Source organism: Methylibium sp. Pch-M (assembly GCF_004136295.1).
Classification (GTDB): Bacteria; Pseudomonadota; Gammaproteobacteria; order Burkholderiales; family Burkholderiaceae_C; genus Methylibium; species Methylibium petroleiphilum.
In genome coordinates this window covers 3,232,882-3,248,422 of sequence record NZ_CP029606.1, presented here as the reverse complement: position 1 = coordinate 3,248,422, position 15,541 = coordinate 3,232,882, and the positions used below count along the sequence as shown (strand labels likewise).

The window sequence follows — 15,541 nt, the reverse complement described above, 5'->3', positions numbered from 1 at the left end:
GCGAGGATAGCCTGCAGACGCGGCCGGTCAGGGCCGGGGGGTCTTGGGCCGGAAGTCGCACACGGCCGCGACTGCGCACTCCCAGCAGCGCGGCTTGCGCGCCTGGCACACGTAGCGGCCGTGCAGGATCAGCCAGTGGTGCGCGTCTTCCAGGTAGGCCGCGGGTACGCGCTGCAGCAGCTTCAGCTCCACCGCCAGCGGCGTCTTGCCCGGCGCGAGGCCGGTGCGGTTGCCGACGCGGAAGATGTGGGTATCGACCGCCAGCGTCGGCTCGCCGAAGGCCACGTTCAGCACCACGTTGGCGGTCTTGCGGCCGACGCCGGGCAGGGCCTCCAGCGCCTCGCGCGAGCGCGGCACGCGGCCGCCGTGCCGTTCGATCAGCAGGCGGCAGGTCTCCAGCAGGTGCTTGGCCTTGCTGCGGAACAGGCCGATGGTCTTGATGTGCTCGATCACGCCGTCGAGGCCGAGCGCCAGCATCTTCTGCGGCGACGGCGCCACCGCGAACAATCGCCGTGTCGCCTTGTTGACGCTCACGTCGGTGGCCTGGGCCGACAGCAGCACCGCGGCCAGCAGCTCGAACACCGAGCTGTAGACCAGCTCGCTCGCCGGCTGCGGGTTGGCCGCCTTCAGGGTGGCGAAGAAGGTCTCGACGTCGGCGGGCTTCATGGGCGCGGATTCTGGCAGGGCGCGGGGCGCGGTACGCCGCGGCCGGGGGCTCGATGCTCGGCCGAGCGCCGGGCCGCCCCAAGCCGGCCGAGACCCCCACGGGGGGTGGCTGCGGTAGGCCGCGGCCGGGGGCCCCAAATCCTCATCGCCGCGCGCGCGCGCGTGCCATCGCGGCTTCGATGACCGCGCGCTTGCGGGCGGTCTCGTCGGCGTCGCCGGGCTTCGTCTCGGTGTCCAGGTGGGCCAGCTTGTGCGCGGCCTTCGCGGCGAGCCGCTCGTCGTGCTCGCGCCGTGCCCGCTCGCGGCGCCGGGTGGTCGCGGTGTAGCGGGCGCGCGCCGCGTCGGCGTCGGCCGGCGACCAGGCGGCCCAGCCGGTGGTCTGCGTGGCGTCCTCGAGCGAGATGCAGTCCACCGGGCACACGGGGATGCACAGCTCGCAGCCGGTGCACTGCGATTCGATGACGGTGTGCATCTGCTTGGCCGCACCGACGATGCAGTCCACCGGGCAGGCCTTGATGCACAGCGTGCAGCCGATGCACCAGGTCTCGTCGATCACGGCGAGCCGGCGCGGGCCCTCGCTGCCGTTGGCAGGGTTGAGCGGCAGCGCCGCGCGGCCGGTCAGCGCCGCGAGCCGGACGATGCCCTCGGCGCCGCCCGGCGGGCACTGGTTGATGTCGGCGCGGCTGGCGGCCACGGCCTCGGCATAGCGCCGGCAGTCGGGCTCGCCGCAGCGGGTGCACTGCGTCTGCGGCAGGGCGGCGTCGATCGCCTCGGCCAGCGCCGCCTGCCGCGCGTCCAGCGCGCCGGCGGGGCGCTGGGGCGCGTTCACTTGTGGTGCTTCGCGATGAAGTCGCGGATCTCGGGGTAGGCGAAGTCGCGCCAGCGGCGGCCGGCGAAGATGCCGTAGTGGCCGGCGCCCTTGAGCTCGTAGTGGCGCTTGCGCGCCTTGGGGATGCCGGCGCACAGGTCCACCGCCGCGGCGGTCTGGCCGGCGCCCGAGATGTCGTCGAGCTCGCCTTCCACCGTCAGCAGCGCGGTGGTCTTGATGTCTTGCGGACGCACCAGTTCGCCCGCGACGCGCCAGGTGCCGTTCACCAGCGCGAAGTCCTGGAATACGGTCTTGATGGTCTCCAGGTAGTAGTCGGCCGGCATGTCGAGCACGGCGTTGTACTCGTCGTAGAACTCGCGGTGGGCGTCGGCGCTGTCGTCGTCGCCGCGCACCAGGTCCAGGAAGTAGTCGTAGTGGGCCGTCATGTGGCGGTCCGGGTTCATCGCGACGAAGCCGCTGTGCTGCAGGAAGCCCGGGTAGACCAGCCGGCCGGCGCCGGGGTAGTTGGGCGGCACGCGGTAGATCACGTTGTGCTCGAACCACTCGATGCTCTTGTTCATCGCCAGGTTGTTCACCGCGGTCGGCGACTTGCGGGCGTCGATCGGGCCGCCCATCATGGTCATGGTGCGCGGTGTCTTCTCGCCGGCGCTCGCCAGCAGCGACACCGCCGCCAGCACCGGCACCGTGGGCTGGCACACCGAGATCACGTTCACCGTCGGGCCGATGTGGCGGATGAACTCCTGCACGTAGTGCACGTAGTCGTCCAGGTGGAACAGGCCGGCCTCGGCCGGCACCATGCGGGCGTCGATCCAGTCGGTGATGTAGACCTTGTGGTCCTTCAGCAGCGTGCGCACGGTGTCGCGCAGCAGCGTGGAGTGGTGGCCCGACAGCGGCGCCACGACCAGCACGCTGGGCTGGTCGCGCATCCGGGTCAGCAGCCGGGCGTCGTCGGTGTAGCGCTTGAAGCGCAGCAGCTTGCAGAAAGGCTTCTCGATCGCCACGTTCTCCTGCACCACCACGTCGATGCCGTCGACCTGGATGCTGGTGATGCCGAACTGCGGCTTCTCGTACTCCTTGGTCAGCCGGTGGATCAGGTCGAAACCGGCCGACAGGCGCTGGGCCCCGGGGCCCTGGGCGAAGGGGGAGAGCGGGTGGCTGTAGAGCTTGGACGAGGCGCTGGCGAACTCTGAGAACGGGCTGAGCAGCGCGCGCTGGGTCTCGTAGAGCTGATAGAGCATGGAATTCCCCGGAGGCGGATCGTTCGGCCCGCGGATGCCACCGAGCGGTCGCCGTTCGGCAGGCCGCAACCGTGCACCGTTGGTGCGCTGCAGCAGTGTAGGAGGAAAGCGCCCGACCGGTGCATGGAGGCCAACCCGGAGCCCAGGGGGGCCGAACTGCACCAAAGCGTGACAGTTTTGCGGTCGTTTCGGGTGCAGGAGCCGCCGATGCCTAGCGCTCGCGTTGGCTCCAGCCCCGCTGCCCTCCTTCGCCGCCGCCGCCGCGGCGCTCACCGCCCCCGGCGCCGCGCTGCTCGTTCACCGATTCGCGCCCGCGTTGCTGCTGTTGTTGGACGGGCTGGCGTGGTTCGCGGGCCTGGGGCATCGGTTGCGGCGGGGGATTGGGCACCACCACCTGCGGACGGGGCAGGGCCTGCGGTGCGGGCACCGGCACCGGTCGCGGGATCGCCTGTGGAGAGGGAGTGACCTGTGGCAGCGAGAGCTGCGGTCGGGGCACGGGCTGCGTGGGCGCCGCCCCCCCCGCGTCGGGTCGCGGGATGCGCTGGCCGTGCGGGCCGCGCTCGGCGCTGCCAGGGCCGGCGTCGCTGCGGCGGCCGCGATCGTCTCGGTCGTCACCGCGCGGTGGGCCGGGTTCGCGCTGGGCCGAACGCGGGCGGTCGGCGGCGTCACGTCCGTCCTGCGTGGACCCGGTCCGTTCACCCGGCACGATCGCCGGCCGAGGTTGCGGGACCACCGGGGTCCGCTGCACATTCGGAGGGCCGGCTGCCGGGATACCGCGGCCCGGGACCGGCATCGTCGCCGTCGGTTCGCCCTCGTCACGGCGACGGTCCTGTCCCACCGGCGGAGGGCGTTGCGCCGAGCCGCCCGGGGCATGGGTCATCGGCGGCGCGTCGTCTCGCGTGCCGTGAAGAACCGGCGCGCGCCGGGGCTCCTGCGGGCGTTGCGCGCGGCCCGGCGTCGGCAGCAGCGCCGGCGGCAGGCCGCCGTTCGCCCCGCTGCCGGGCCGGGCCGCCGGCCCCGGTGCCGTGCCGGCGGGGCGGCCCGGCGGGTTCAGGCTGGCCGCGACCGGCTGCAGCTGGGCCATCTGGCCGGGCGTCAGGTCGAGGCGGTCGCGGCCGATCGGCCGGGCGTTGCGGAACTGCTCCTCGCTGACCATGGTGACCGCGTCCGGGCGCTGTGCATAGCGGTAGTTCGGCCGGTCGACCGGGGTGGGCCGCGTGGCGCGCCGGTCCCCGGGGCCGCGCGGCGGCGGGTTGACGACGTTGATGACGTTGATCTGCTGCACGTACCGCGGCGAGTAGCGGTAGGGCGGGTAGTACCACTCGCGCGGGCCGAGCGGGAACCAGCCGACCGGCGCGCCGCTGCCGAAGCCGATGCTCAGGCTGACATTGCCCGAATGGGCGCCGACGTAGCCCACCAGCGCCGGCGCATACACCGGTCGCGGCACGATGGGGCCGGGCACCCAGCCCCAGCTGCCGCCGATCAGCGCCCAGCGGCCGTAGTGGAAGGGCGCGAAGCCCCAGGGCGCGTCGTCGACCCAGGTCCAGCCCCAGGGCCGCACCCAGGCCCAGTGGCCGTAGCGGTAAGGCGCCCAGCCGTAGGGCAGGCCGCGCGGGTACCAGACGGCGCCGTAGTCCGGCGCGGTGGTCCAGTAGCCGTGCTCGTCGAGCGCCTCGATGCCGGTGGTCTCGGGCGAGACGTAGCGTGCGGAGGCCAGGCGGTCCTGGTCGCGGTCGCGTGCCTCGGCCCAGGCGTCGAATTCGTCGCGCTGGCCCATCGCACGCAGTTGCAACTCGCTCCCGCCGTTCTCGACCAGGCTTTCCTGGCCCGATTCCAGGTTGAAGGCGTTGTTCGGCGTCACCACGCGCAGCCGTCCGGACAGCGCACGCACGGTGTAGGCGCGGCGATCGGGGTCGTAGCCGACGCGGTAATCACCCGGGCCCTGCGCCTCGGCGCGCACGCCGTCGGCCGAGAGGCTGAAGCTGTCGCCGGTGGCCAGGCTGCGCACCCGGGCCCGCACGGTGCCCTGGGCCACGTCGATCGCGATGCCGTGGTCGTCGAGCTGCGAGAACACGGCCTGCGTGTTGCCGTCCAGGCGCACCGAACTGCTGCCGATGCGCACCTCGGCCTGGCTGCCGGGCGGCACCCACAGCGAGGTTTCGCTGGTGATGGGCTGGTTGAGCTTGGCTGGATCCCAGGCTGCGCCCGCCTCGGGCGAGCTGTCGACCGGCCCGCGCAGCGCGCTGATGCTGCCCACACGCGCGGGGGGATCGGCCGGATCGGTCTCGGCCAGCGTGGGTCCGGCCAACAGCAGGCCCGCGCACAGGCCGGCCATCAGGCGGCGGCTGAGGGCGATCAGGGTAGGGTCCATGCGCATCACGTAGTCACCTCGGGCCGCGGCGCGGCGTCTGCTGTCTAACGCATGAGACCGCGGATCGGTGCATCGGTTGCGCCGGTCGGCTTGAAAAGAATTGCAAACGAGCTTGCGCGGCGCACAAAAAAGCCGCGGCAGGCCGCGGCTTTCGGACAGGCAGCGCGCCGGAACGCGCTGCCGGAGCGGGTCGTCTCAGATCACCGCGGCAATCGCCTTGGCCACCGCGTCGAGGTTGTGCTGGTTCAGCGCCGCCACGCAGATGCGGCCCGAGTCGACGCCGTAGATGCCGAACTCGCTGCGCAGGCGCTGCATCTGCGCCGCGTTCAGCCCGGAGTAGCTGAACATGCCCTGCTGCGTGGTGATGTAGCTCAGGTCGCCCTTCACGCCGGCGGCCTGCAGCTTCTCGACCAGCGCCACGCGCATGGCCTTGATGCGCTGGCGCATGCCGGCCAGTTCTTCTTCCCACTGCGCGCGCAGCGCCGGGGTGGTGAGCACCGTCGCGACCACCGAGGCGCCGTGCGTCGGCGGGTTGGAGTAGTTGGTGCGGATCACGATCTTCAGCTGGCTCAGCACGCGCGAGGCCTCTTCCTTGCTCGCGCACACCACGCTCAGCGCGCCGACGCGCTCGCCGTACAGCGAGAAGCTCTTGCTGAAGCTGGTGGAGACGAAGAAGTCCAGGCCCGAGGCCAGGAACTGCTGCACCACCGCACCGTCCTCCGCGATGCCTTGGCCGAAGCCCTGGTAGGCCATGTCGAGGAAGGGCACCAGGCCGCGCGCCTTCACCGCGGCGATCACCTGCTCCCATTGCGCCGGGGAGAGGTCGTAGCCGGTCGGGTTGTGGCAGCAGGCGTGCAGCACGACGATCGTGCCGGTGGCGGCGCCGTTCAACGCGCCAAGCAGGCCGTCGATCGCGATGCCGCGCTTCGTGGCGTCGTAGTAGGGATAGGTGCCGACCGTGAAGCCGGCGTTGGTGAACAGCGCACGGTGGTTCTCCCAGCTCGGGTCGCTGATCAGCACCTGCGCGTTCGGGCTCAGGCGCTTCAGGAAGTCGGCGCCGACCTTCAGGCCGCCGGTGCCGCCGAGGCCCTGCACGGTGGCGATGCGACCGCTGGCGGTGGCGGCGTCGCCGAACACCAGGCCCTGCACCGCCTTGTCGTAGGCCGCGATGCCGTCGATCGGCAGGTAGCCGCGCGCCTTCGGCGCCTCGAGCATCTGGTGTTCGGCCGCGGCCACGCACTTCAGCAGCGGCAGCTTGCCGTTCTCGTCGTAGTACACGCCGACGCCGAGGTTGACCTTGGCCGGGTTCGGGTCGGCGTTGAACTGCTCGTTCAGGCCAAGGATCGGGTCGCGCGGAGCGAGCTCGACGGATGCAAACAGAGACATGGAGAGTTCCAGCGAAGTTGGAGGGACGGGGCCTTCCCAGGGTTAGTGCGGCCCTAGATCAATTTTAGGCGCTGCCTATTCGAGCCCGTCTGGAGCAGGTGATCCGGTCTGGCACAGAACCCGTGAACCCGCGCGAAAGTCGCTGCAAAACGCTCGGGATTTCCACCGAGCCAGATCGGGAGTGTCTCCCGTATCGCCTGCCTGCGCCTCGCTCCTAGCATGCGACGCCTCTCGTTCCAGAGCCCTGTACGCAGGCCGTCTTCCCTCCGTCGCCCCCGCCCGCATGAGCGTCCGATCCCGAGCCCGAAAGCACCGCCTGACGCCACTGAAGCGCGCGGTGCTTTCGTTGGCGACACTGGCCTCGCCGTTGTCGACGCTGGCCCAGCAGGCGCCCGCGGCCGCGGCCTCGGCGCCCGAAGCCGCCCCGTCCGATGCCGCCGTGCGGCTCAACCCCGTGCTGGTACCGGGCAAGCGCGCCACCGACGTCGGGCCGATGCCGGGCCTGGCGGTGACGAAGGACCAGATCCCGGCCAACCTCCAGAGCGCGACGAAGGAGCAGATCAAGGAATCGCGCGCGCTGAACATCGGCGACTACATGAACACCCAGCTGCAGGGGGTGAGCGTCAACGACTACGCCGGCAATCCCTTCCAGATGGACGTGAACTACCGCGGTTTCACGGCCAGCCCGCAGATCGGCACGCCGCAGGGCCTGTCGGTGTTCTTCGACGGCGTGCGGGTGAACGAGCCCTTCGGCGACGTGGTGAACTGGGACCTGATCCCGCTCAACGCGATCGAGCGCTTCGACCTGTTCCCGGGCTCGAACCCGCTGTTCGGGCTGAACACGCTGGGCGGGGCGATCTCGGTGCGCAGCAAGAACGGCTTCACGGCGCCCGGCGTCGAGGGTGAGCTGCTGGCCGGTTCCTGGGGCCGCCGGCAGGTCAAGCTGAGTGCCGGTGGCAATGACGACACGCTGGGCGGCTTCGTGGCCTACACCGGCTTTCGCGAGGACGGCTGGCGCGACAACTCGCCGTCGCGCGTGCACCAGCTGTTCGGCCGCGGCGACCTGCGGCTGGATCGCGGCTCGCTGTTCGCCAGCGCGCTGTTCGCGAGCAACGAGCTGATCGGCAACGGGCTGATCCCTCTGTCGCTGTACGAACAGCGCGCCGAGACCGTGTTCACCTCGCCCGACCGCTCCGACAACCGCGTGCTGCAGCTCGCGCTCGGGGGTCAGTTCGACGTCTCCGAGCGCTTCAACATCACCGGCCAGCTCTACACCCGCAAGAGCCGGCGCGGCGGCCTCAACGGCGACATCTACGAAGGCTTCGACGACATGATCGGCCTGCGCGGCGGCTACTTCGATCCGGACAATCCGGCAGCCGGCGTGCAGCCCCGCAACGGCGCCTACTACAACACGCCCGGCGTCATCACCGGCACGCCGATCGGTCTGCTGACGGACACCGCGCTGGACCAGCGCACGCACGGGGCCTCGCTGCAGTTCAACTGGAACCTGCCGACGCGCAGCGTGATGGTGGGCGCCTCGATCGACCGCAGCCGCTCGACCTACTCGATGTTCCAGCGGCTCGGCCTGATCGACGCCACGCACGGCGTCTATGCGGACCCGGCCGCGCTGCCGGCGTTCATCGCCGCGCAGATGGATATCCCGGGCAACAACTTCGAGGGCACGTCGACCACGAAGAGCCTCTACGCCAGCGACACCTGGACCCTGGCACCGCAGCTCACGCTCACCACCGCCGCGCGCTACAACCACACCACGGTCGACAACCAGCTGCTGACGCGCACCGTCGAAGGCCTGGTCGACCTGCACGAGCTGCCCGCCAACTACGACAACGCGCAGACGCTGACGGCCGAGAAGTTCAGCTACCGCTCCCTCAACCCCTCGGTCGGCCTGAACTGGCTGCCGGCACCGGGCCTCAACACCTTCGCCAACGTGAGCCGCGGCTCCCGCACGCCGTCGGTGGTGGAACTCGGCTGCGCCTTCGACGACACGCCCACGCCGGTCACGCTGCCCGGCGCGACGCCGAACGACCCGCCGGTGGTGATCGGCACCACCGCGCGCAGCCTGCTGGGGCCGGGCTGCAACCTGCCGACCACGCTGTCCGGCGACCCCTACCTGCCGCAGATCCGTTCCACCTCGTTCGAGCTCGGCGCGCGCGGTCTGCTGACGGCGAACTGGGAGTGGAACGCGAGCCTCTTCCGCACCGACCTGAAGGACGACATCTACTACGTCGGCGTGGGGCAGGGCCGCAGCTACTTCGACACCATCGGCAAGACGCGCCGCCAAGGCCTCGAGCTCGGACTGCAGGGCCGCGCCGGCGTGCTGGACGTGAAGGCCAGCTACTCCTACACGTCGGCGACCTTCGAGTCGCCGTTCTACATGACGAGCCCGCACAACAGCAGCGCGGACTTCGACCAGAACTCGCGCACCCAGGCCGACCTGGGCTACCGCGACTACCAGCTGCTGCCGTCGCCCGGCGCGTCGCTGAACGGCGGGCGCGGCACCTACCACCAGATCCTGGTGAAGCCCGGCGCCCGCATGCCGGGCATCCCGGCGCACGCCCTCAATTTCAACCTCGGCTGGCGCGTCACGCCGTCATGGAAGCTCGGCCTGGGCATGCAGCTGCGCTCGATGTCCTACGTGCGCGGCAACGAGAACAACCTGCACCGCCCCGGCGGCACGGACCAGGAGACCGGCCAGTACTACTGCCCGACCAATGCGCAGACGCGCGCCTGCGACCAGAGCGACGGCGGCTACATCCAGACCCCGACCCGGCCCGGGCGCACCTTCACGCAGAAGGGCACGGTGCCGGGCTTCGCGGTCTTCAACCTCGACACCAGCGTCGTCGTCACCAAGGGCTTCACCGTCGTCGCCCAGGTCACCAACCTGTTCGACCGCCGCTACGTCACGGCAGGCAACCTGGGCGTGAACCCGTTCTCGCCGTCGACCGTGGGCGCGATCGGCGTGAGCGGCTGGAACTACAACTCGGCCGAGTGGCAGCCATCGACCTTCGTCGGTCCGGGCGCGCCGCGCGGCATCTTCCTGGGGCTGTCCTATGCGCTCGGCGCGGATTGAGGCGGGCGCCGTGCGCGCCGTCCACGTGGTGCTCGACCTGCTTCGCGGCCGTCGCGGCGCGTCACGGGCCTGCGCATGCGTGTGCGCGGTGCTGGTGTCGGCCTGCGGCGGCGGCACCACCGGCGACACCGACGAACAGCCGCCCGCGGTGCGTGCCGAACTGGCCGGGGTCGTCAGCCCGGGTTTCGACCTGGATGCACAGATTCCCGAGCCCGGCAGCTCGCCGATCACCGGCCGCATCGTCGTCTCGGTCAAGGGCAGCCGCGGGATCATCCGCACCAGCGACAGCTTCGGCGCCGGCCCGGCCGACGAGCACCGCACCAGCCTGGCCGAGCTGGACGCGCCCTACATGCTGCGCTTCGCCCTGGTCGACGGCAGCTTCCTCGTGTCCGTCGCCACCGAGCCGGGGCGCGCCAACGTCACCGCGCTCACCACCCTGCTGGTCGCGCAGCTGCTCGGCGCCGACCCGGCCACGGCCTTCGACAGCTACAGCGCTTCGGCGACCGCCAATATCGCGCGCATCACCGATGCGCGGATCGCCGAGGCGCAGGCCGCGGTGACCGCCTACCTGCAGAACGTGCTGGGCATTCCGGTGCGGTCCGGCAGCGCGAGCTTCACGCAGGCCGCGTTCGCCGCCGCGGACGGCGACCCGATGTACGACACCATGGTGGCGCTCAACGCGAAGCTCGCCGCCGACGGCCTCACGCTGACCGACCTGTCGCAGACCGTGGCGGCGCAGGCGCGCCTGTGTCTCACCGAGTCGATCACGATCAGCCTCGGCGGCTCCACGAGCCGCTTCTGCACGGCGTCGAAGAGCGGCCTGCCGGAGACCGCCGACCCCACGGTGATGGCCTATGTGTTCACCGATCCGGGCGGTGCGACGCTGACGCTGCGCGTGCGCGGCAACGACCTGCTCACCGAACGCTACGTCACGGCCGAAGGCGTGGCCTACGACTGCAGCGCGGCGGGCTGCACCGGCCTCGTGCTCGGCACGCCGGCCGGCGACCTCAGCCGCCCGGCCACCTTCACCAACGGGCGGATCGGCGCCGCGACCTTGAACGGCAGCCTGACGCTGCCGGCGCCGGGCCCGGCGATCCCGGTGCTGCCGTGCGACAACAACCGCTACGCGCTGGTCTACCCTGACTTCAGCTTCGCGGCCGAGTGCGTCGACGCCAGCGACCCGTTCGGCATCGGAGGCATGTTCGGCGGCAATGCCGGCCTGCCACGGACCGGTTTCGGCTTCGGTGGCGCGCTGAGCGTGTACGTGGAGAACGGCGAGCTGCTCAGCATCACCGCCTTGCGGCCGTACACCGACCCGGGCACCGGCCAGCCGGTGGTCTTCAAGTGCGTGGGGGCCGAGTGCGCGGGTGCGGTCCTCGGCGAGCCGGAACTCAACTACGACTACGGACCCGAGCTGACGCTGCGCAGCCTGACGCTCAGCGGCGTGCAGCTGCGCGCGCTGAATGCCGACGGCACGCCGGCCACGCTGACCGAAGCGGCGACGCTGCAGGGTTCGTTCCTGACGATCGAGTACATCGACCCGGCGGAGTTTTCACCGCAACCCAACGACTGCCTGGGTACGACGGACCACTTCTTCGCCCAGGTCAGCTTCGGCGCCCAGGCGGTGACCGACATCTGTCCGGCGCCGGGCGGCAAGACCGCCACCGCCTATGCCGCAGGCGACCTGGACGTCGTCCTGTTCGGCTATGCGCCGGTGGGCGTGAATCCCCGGGTCGACCTGCAGATCCGCGGCGGCGTGGCCACGCGCATCGAAGTGAGCGGCGGGTCGTACAGCGGCGGCAACTTCCTGTGCGATGGCGATTGCAGCAACGTGGTGGTTGGTGCGCCCAACGGTGCCGGTGAACGGAGCGTGACGTTCAACGGTGCCGTCCTGCGCGAGATCGAACCCGCCGGCCTGCCCGGCACCCGAACGATGAGCCTGACCGGCAGCTTCGTCACGCCGCCGCCCTAGCACGCGGCGCGCGACGGTCTGCGCGCAGGAACGAACGACAGAGCAAGGAGCTTCCCGTGCAAGGCGGGAGGGTGGCATCCGCCGGAAGGGCCGGCGGATGCGGTGTTCCAACGGAGAGAGGAGACCGACATGAAGAAGAGAGTGCCGCTGCGGCGGCGAGGCATGGCCATGGTCATCGGCCTGGCGCTGGCCAGTGCGGGCGCGGCGCAGGCCGCGGGGTTCGAGACGCTGAGCGCGAGCGGTGCGAACGTGTTGAAGACCTGCAACCCGACGAACTCGAGCGGCGTGACGACCTGCAAGGTCACCAGCCTGCCGGGCGAGAGCGGCTTCGATCTGGTCGCGTCGCGCTCGGCGCCGATCATCATCAACGGCGTGAGCGTGGGCACCCAGCTCGAGAAGGTGTGGCGGCACTGCACCGACAAGAAGCTCTTCATCTTCGGCGTGCGCGTGCAGATGAACGCGAACCAGTGGGACGAGACGGGCGCCGCCTTCAACGTCAACGACGTGCTGCGCCAGGTGCGCACCGACAAGGGCGTCGAAGTCGCCTATTTCGCGGGCAGCCCGGCGGCGACCAAGCTGCTCAAGGCCGCCGGCCGCACCTTCGCGGGCCTGAACGAGTACGACACCGCGAAGCCGCCGCGCAACAACGCCTGGGTCGATTTCCGCATCGACGCTAACGCCGCCGAGGCGAGCGGCCCGAGCAGCCCGAACTCGCCGTGGCTGCTGACCAAGACGCGCGCTCCCGAAGGCTACAGCCTGCAGGACTTCGCCCTGCGCCTGCTGAACTCGGAGAACGAGGACGTCGACCAGAACAGCATCTACGCGCTGGGCTACCAACCGGTGTGCACCAGCGAAGCGTGCGCGCCCGAAGAAGAGGAAGAGGACGACGACTGACACGTCGCGGACCCTGATCAAACCCACAACAGGAGACCCTCATGAACCTTCGTTTCCACCTGACCGCCCTGACGGCGGTCGCCGCCGTGTTCGGCGTCGCCGTTCCCGCCCACGCTCAATGGGTGTCCTTGCCGACCTCCGGCACCATCCTGCAGACCGTCAACCCGAAGACGGTCGTCTCGCCGACGCCGGCGACCTGCACCAACACCGGCGTGGCGCCGACCGGCGACCAGTTGCCGGTCGAGCAGCAGTCGGCCTCGCTCGCCACCGGCAAGTTCACCGGCCTGCCGGGCAGCGCCGCGATGCCGGGCTATGCGTCGACCCCGGTCGCCGCGACCTCGTACACGCTGCAGACCGGCAGCCCGGCCAAGACCGTGGGCACGCTGTACGACCGCGTCTATTGCGCCGGTTCGGGCACGACCACCTGCAACGCCACCAAGGTGTACGTGTTCGCCACCCGCGCGATCCTGAACACCACGGTCGCCAACCCGCCGAACCTCACCTTCGAGATCAACGACTTCTTCCGTACCGTGCCGTCGACCGCCACCGTCGAGGCCGGGTACTACATGGGCACCAGCGGCACCAGCGTCGACACCGGGCTGTCGACCAAGTATGTCGAGTACGTGGGGCGCACCAACAGCGGTCTCAACCAGACCATCACGCGCGACAACACCAAGGTCGCGTTCCGCACCGACGTCAACGCCAGCGATCCGGAGCGTTGCGAGCCCTACTCGAAGAACAACCCGATCAGCGCCTGGGTCTACCACCGCGTGACCTGCCCGAACGGCGTGGAGACGGCGCCGGCCAACATCACCTTCAAGACGCGTGTGCGCGAGGGCGGCGAGGAGGGGCAGCCCATCATCAGCATCAGCACCAGCGGTTACGTCTGCAAGCCCTGAGGCCTGAAGGCGGGAGCGGGTGAGGGGAGCGAGGCCCTCGACGTTGACATGAGCAGGAACTCCCTCTGGTTCGACGAGCGGCCACGCCATCTGGGGTGGCTGCTCCTGCTTCTGCCGGTGCTGGCGGTGCTGCTGGTGGCCGTCGGCACCAATCTCTGGCGCGATCAGCCCTCGCGGGCGGCGGTGCCGGCGGTGGCCGTGCCGCAGCGGAGCCCGGCCGTAGCGATGCCGGTCGGGCTGCCGATGCCGCCCGGTGTTCGCGTCGACGAGCGGGGCACGGCCGTGCCGGCGAAGCCGTCGCTCATGACCTGCCCCTACCAGCAACTGGATCTCGTGCCGGCGAACGGCACGGTGCAGCGCGCCTGCGTGGCGACCACCCGCATGCTGCAGAGCGGCGACCTGCGCAGCTACGTGCTCGAACCGCAGGGCGTGTCCGACTGGACGTTGCGCATCGACAGCGGCGACGGACGGGTGATGGCGGCCAGCCTGTCGGCGCCCGGTCGCGGCGATTACCGCTGCGAGGAGGACACATGCGCCGGCTTCTCGATCGGCCCGCGCGACGCGCACGGCGGGCGCACGCTGGGGGTGAGCCGGGCCGTGCTCACGGCCGAGGACGGCGCGGCGATGCACCTGAGCGCCAGCCTCAAGGCGCCCGGTGACCAGCAGGATGCCGACCTGGCCTGCAACGAGCCCGGCGTCTCCATCGTCGAGCGCAGCGGCGCGGTGCTCACGCTGTGCCCTTCCGGCGGCGGTGGCGTGGTCCGCCTGGCGCACGAGCGCCGCCTCTACAGCCTGCGTGGCGCGGCCGGCGACACGCTGTTGGTCGGGGTGGACGCCGGCGGCGCGGTCGACTTCGTGCAGATCGGTGCCCTCGAGTGCCAGGGCTTGGCCTGCTCCGGCGTCACGACGCAGCCGGGCGATGACCCGTCCAGCGAGAGCGGCCGGCGGTTCAGTTTTTCCGGCACCACCGTGACCGACGGGCTGCGCGGTGGCGCCGCCGCGGTGCTGAGCGGCAGCGCGGTGCTGCCTCCGTTCTGACGCAGACGATGATCTACCTCCCTCGCTGGCTCGACGACGAGCTCCATGGCCGCGGCTGGGTGCTGGCCGCGGTGATGCTGTCGGCCCTGCTGTTCTCTGGCTGGCTGGTGTGGGAGCGTTGGAGCCAACCGGTGGGTGCCGTCCGTCCGGTCCGGGTGGAAACGGCGGCGCCGCAGCCGGCTCCGCTCGCGCTGCCGGTCGTGGCAGCCGACCCGGCGGCCGTGCCGGCGTCTGCGGCGCCCGCGGCGCTGCCGTCCTGCCCGCATCAGCACGTCGACATCACCGGCGCCGATGGCCAGCTGCAGCGCGGCTGTCTGTCGGCGACGCGCACGCGCCAGAGCGGCAGCGTGCGCAGCTACGGGGCGCAGGCCGAGGGCGTGTCGAACTGGCACCTGACGATCGACGCGGCCGGGGGGCAGGTGATTTCGGTGCGCCTCAGGCAGGGGGCGATCGGCACGTCGCCCGAGCGGCTCTACGTCTGTGACGGTGCGGCCTGCCAGGGCGCTTCGCTGGCCGTCCCCGATGCCCACGGCGCGCGCGCCCTGACCCTGGACGACACCCGGCTGCAGGCCCTGCCGCCCGGCCAGCGTTGGCGACGGCCCCTGCCCGGCGGGAAGCGCAGCCCGCCGGACCCCGCTGCCGGCGCTGCGGCGGGGGAGGCGCGCGCCGTGGTGAGCCTGAAGGCCGTCCTGAGCGCTCCGCCCGATCGCAACGATGCGTCGCTGGCGTGTGCCGGTCGTGGCGTGACGATCGTGAACGGACAGGGTGCCGTGATCGACTTCTGCGCCCTCGGCGGCGCCGGCTTCGAACTGCCCGACGACGGGCCGGTGCGCTATGTTTTCCGTGACCTGGAAGGCCGCGCGCTGGCGGTGGCCGTGGGCTCCGACGGCACGATCGATGGCGTGACGCTGGGCACCATGTCGTGCCGGGACACGCGCTGCGGTGGCGTGTCGATGAGTGTTCGCGGAGACACCGGCAACCCGGCGGCCGAACGGAGCTTCGCGTTCTCCGGCACCACGCTCTACGAGGCCGGCACCGGCCGGCCGGCCGCGACCTTGAATGGCGGCGTGACGATGCCATCCCAGGAGTGAACCGGGTGGCCGAATCGGGGAGGGCGCGGCTGGTGACCCGCGGGTGACCCCGGCATCCCGCTTGCG

At 71.1% G+C, this 15,541-nt stretch carries 11 protein-coding genes; 6 read left to right on the top strand and 5 right to left on the bottom strand.

Annotated elements, in window-relative coordinates:
- Positions 1 to 27: 27 nt before the first annotated feature.
- The 5 genes from nth to C1M51_RS15605 all read right to left on the bottom strand — a co-directional run bounded on the left by nth (position 28) and on the right by C1M51_RS15605 (position 6,490).
- Positions 28 to 666: an endonuclease III gene (gene nth / locus C1M51_RS15625; RefSeq protein ID WP_129451230.1), complete on the bottom strand. Its 639-nt coding sequence runs from the start codon at positions 664 to 666 to the stop codon at positions 28 to 30.
- A gap of 142 nt (positions 667 to 808) precedes the next feature.
- Positions 809 to 1,495: an electron transport complex subunit RsxB gene (gene rsxB, locus C1M51_RS15620; RefSeq protein WP_129451228.1), complete on the bottom strand. Its 687-nt coding sequence runs from the start codon at positions 1,493 to 1,495 to the stop codon at positions 809 to 811.
- Positions 1,492 to 2,733, bottom strand: a complete 1,242-nt coding sequence (locus C1M51_RS15615; RefSeq protein WP_129451226.1) for a polyhydroxyalkanoate depolymerase — start codon at positions 2,731 to 2,733, stop codon at positions 1,492 to 1,494. Before C1M51_RS15615 ends, rsxB begins: the two co-directional genes overlap by 4 nt.
- Before the next feature lie 211 nt (positions 2,734 to 2,944).
- Complete coding sequence (locus tag C1M51_RS15610) at positions 2,945 to 5,104, bottom strand: DUF6600 domain-containing protein (protein ID WP_129451224.1); 2,160 nt, start codon at positions 5,102 to 5,104, stop codon at positions 2,945 to 2,947.
- Positions 5,105 to 5,299: 195 nt separating this feature from the next.
- On the bottom strand, positions 5,300 to 6,490 hold the full coding sequence (locus C1M51_RS15605; protein ID WP_129451222.1) for an amino acid aminotransferase: 1,191 nt from the start codon (positions 6,488 to 6,490) through the stop codon (positions 5,300 to 5,302).
- A 337-nt stretch (positions 6,491 to 6,827) separates the two neighbouring features.
- On the opposite strand from C1M51_RS15605, the gene C1M51_RS15600 reads away from it, so the two are divergent.
- The 6 genes from C1M51_RS15600 to C1M51_RS15575 all read left to right on the top strand — a co-directional run bounded on the left by C1M51_RS15600 (position 6,828) and on the right by C1M51_RS15575 (position 15,475).
- Positions 6,828 to 9,581, top strand: a complete 2,754-nt coding sequence (locus tag C1M51_RS15600) for a TonB-dependent receptor (RefSeq protein WP_242499795.1) — start codon at positions 6,828 to 6,830, stop codon at positions 9,579 to 9,581.
- A gap of 10 nt (positions 9,582 to 9,591) precedes the next feature.
- Positions 9,592 to 11,553: a hypothetical protein gene (locus C1M51_RS15595; RefSeq protein ID WP_129451220.1), complete on the top strand. Its 1,962-nt coding sequence runs from the start codon at positions 9,592 to 9,594 to the stop codon at positions 11,551 to 11,553.
- Between the two features lie 129 nt (positions 11,554 to 11,682).
- Positions 11,683 to 12,447, top strand: coding sequence for a hypothetical protein (locus C1M51_RS15590; RefSeq protein ID WP_129451218.1), 765 nt, complete (start codon positions 11,683 to 11,685; stop codon positions 12,445 to 12,447).
- A gap of 41 nt (positions 12,448 to 12,488) precedes the next feature.
- Positions 12,489 to 13,346, top strand: a complete 858-nt coding sequence (locus C1M51_RS15585; protein WP_129451216.1) for a hypothetical protein — start codon at positions 12,489 to 12,491, stop codon at positions 13,344 to 13,346.
- A 48-nt stretch (positions 13,347 to 13,394) separates the two neighbouring features.
- Entirely contained in the window at positions 13,395 to 14,384 is a 990-nt protein-coding gene (locus C1M51_RS15580) for a hypothetical protein (protein ID WP_129451214.1), read from the top strand.
- Between the two features lie 8 nt (positions 14,385 to 14,392).
- Positions 14,393 to 15,475 (top strand): hypothetical protein, encoded by a 1,083-nt coding sequence (locus tag C1M51_RS15575; protein WP_129451212.1) that lies wholly within the window; start codon positions 14,393 to 14,395, stop codon positions 15,473 to 15,475.
- The last annotated feature ends 66 nt before the right edge of the window (positions 15,476 to 15,541 follow it).

Excerpts from the sequence above, each read along its gene's own strand:
- C1M51_RS15585 (WP_129451216.1), top strand. The coding sequence starts at position 12,489 with ATGAACCTTCGTTTCCACCTGACCGCCCTGACGGCGGTCGCCGCCGTG.
- C1M51_RS15615 (WP_129451226.1), bottom strand. The coding sequence starts at position 2,733 with ATGCTCTATCAGCTCTACGAGACCCAGCGCGCGCTGCTCAGCCCGTTC.
- C1M51_RS15610 (WP_129451224.1), bottom strand. The coding sequence starts at position 5,104 with ATGGACCCTACCCTGATCGCCCTCAGCCGCCGCCTGATGGCCGGCCTG.
- C1M51_RS15590 (WP_129451218.1), top strand. The coding sequence starts at position 11,683 with ATGAAGAAGAGAGTGCCGCTGCGGCGGCGAGGCATGGCCATGGTCATC.
- C1M51_RS15575 (WP_129451212.1), top strand. The coding sequence starts at position 14,393 with ATGATCTACCTCCCTCGCTGGCTCGACGACGAGCTCCATGGCCGCGGC.
- C1M51_RS15605 (WP_129451222.1), bottom strand. The coding sequence starts at position 6,490 with ATGTCTCTGTTTGCATCCGTCGAGCTCGCTCCGCGCGACCCGATCCTT.
- C1M51_RS15580 (WP_129451214.1), top strand. The coding sequence starts at position 13,395 with ATGAGCAGGAACTCCCTCTGGTTCGACGAGCGGCCACGCCATCTGGGG.
- nth (WP_129451230.1), bottom strand. The coding sequence starts at position 666 with ATGAAGCCCGCCGACGTCGAGACCTTCTTCGCCACCCTGAAGGCGGCC.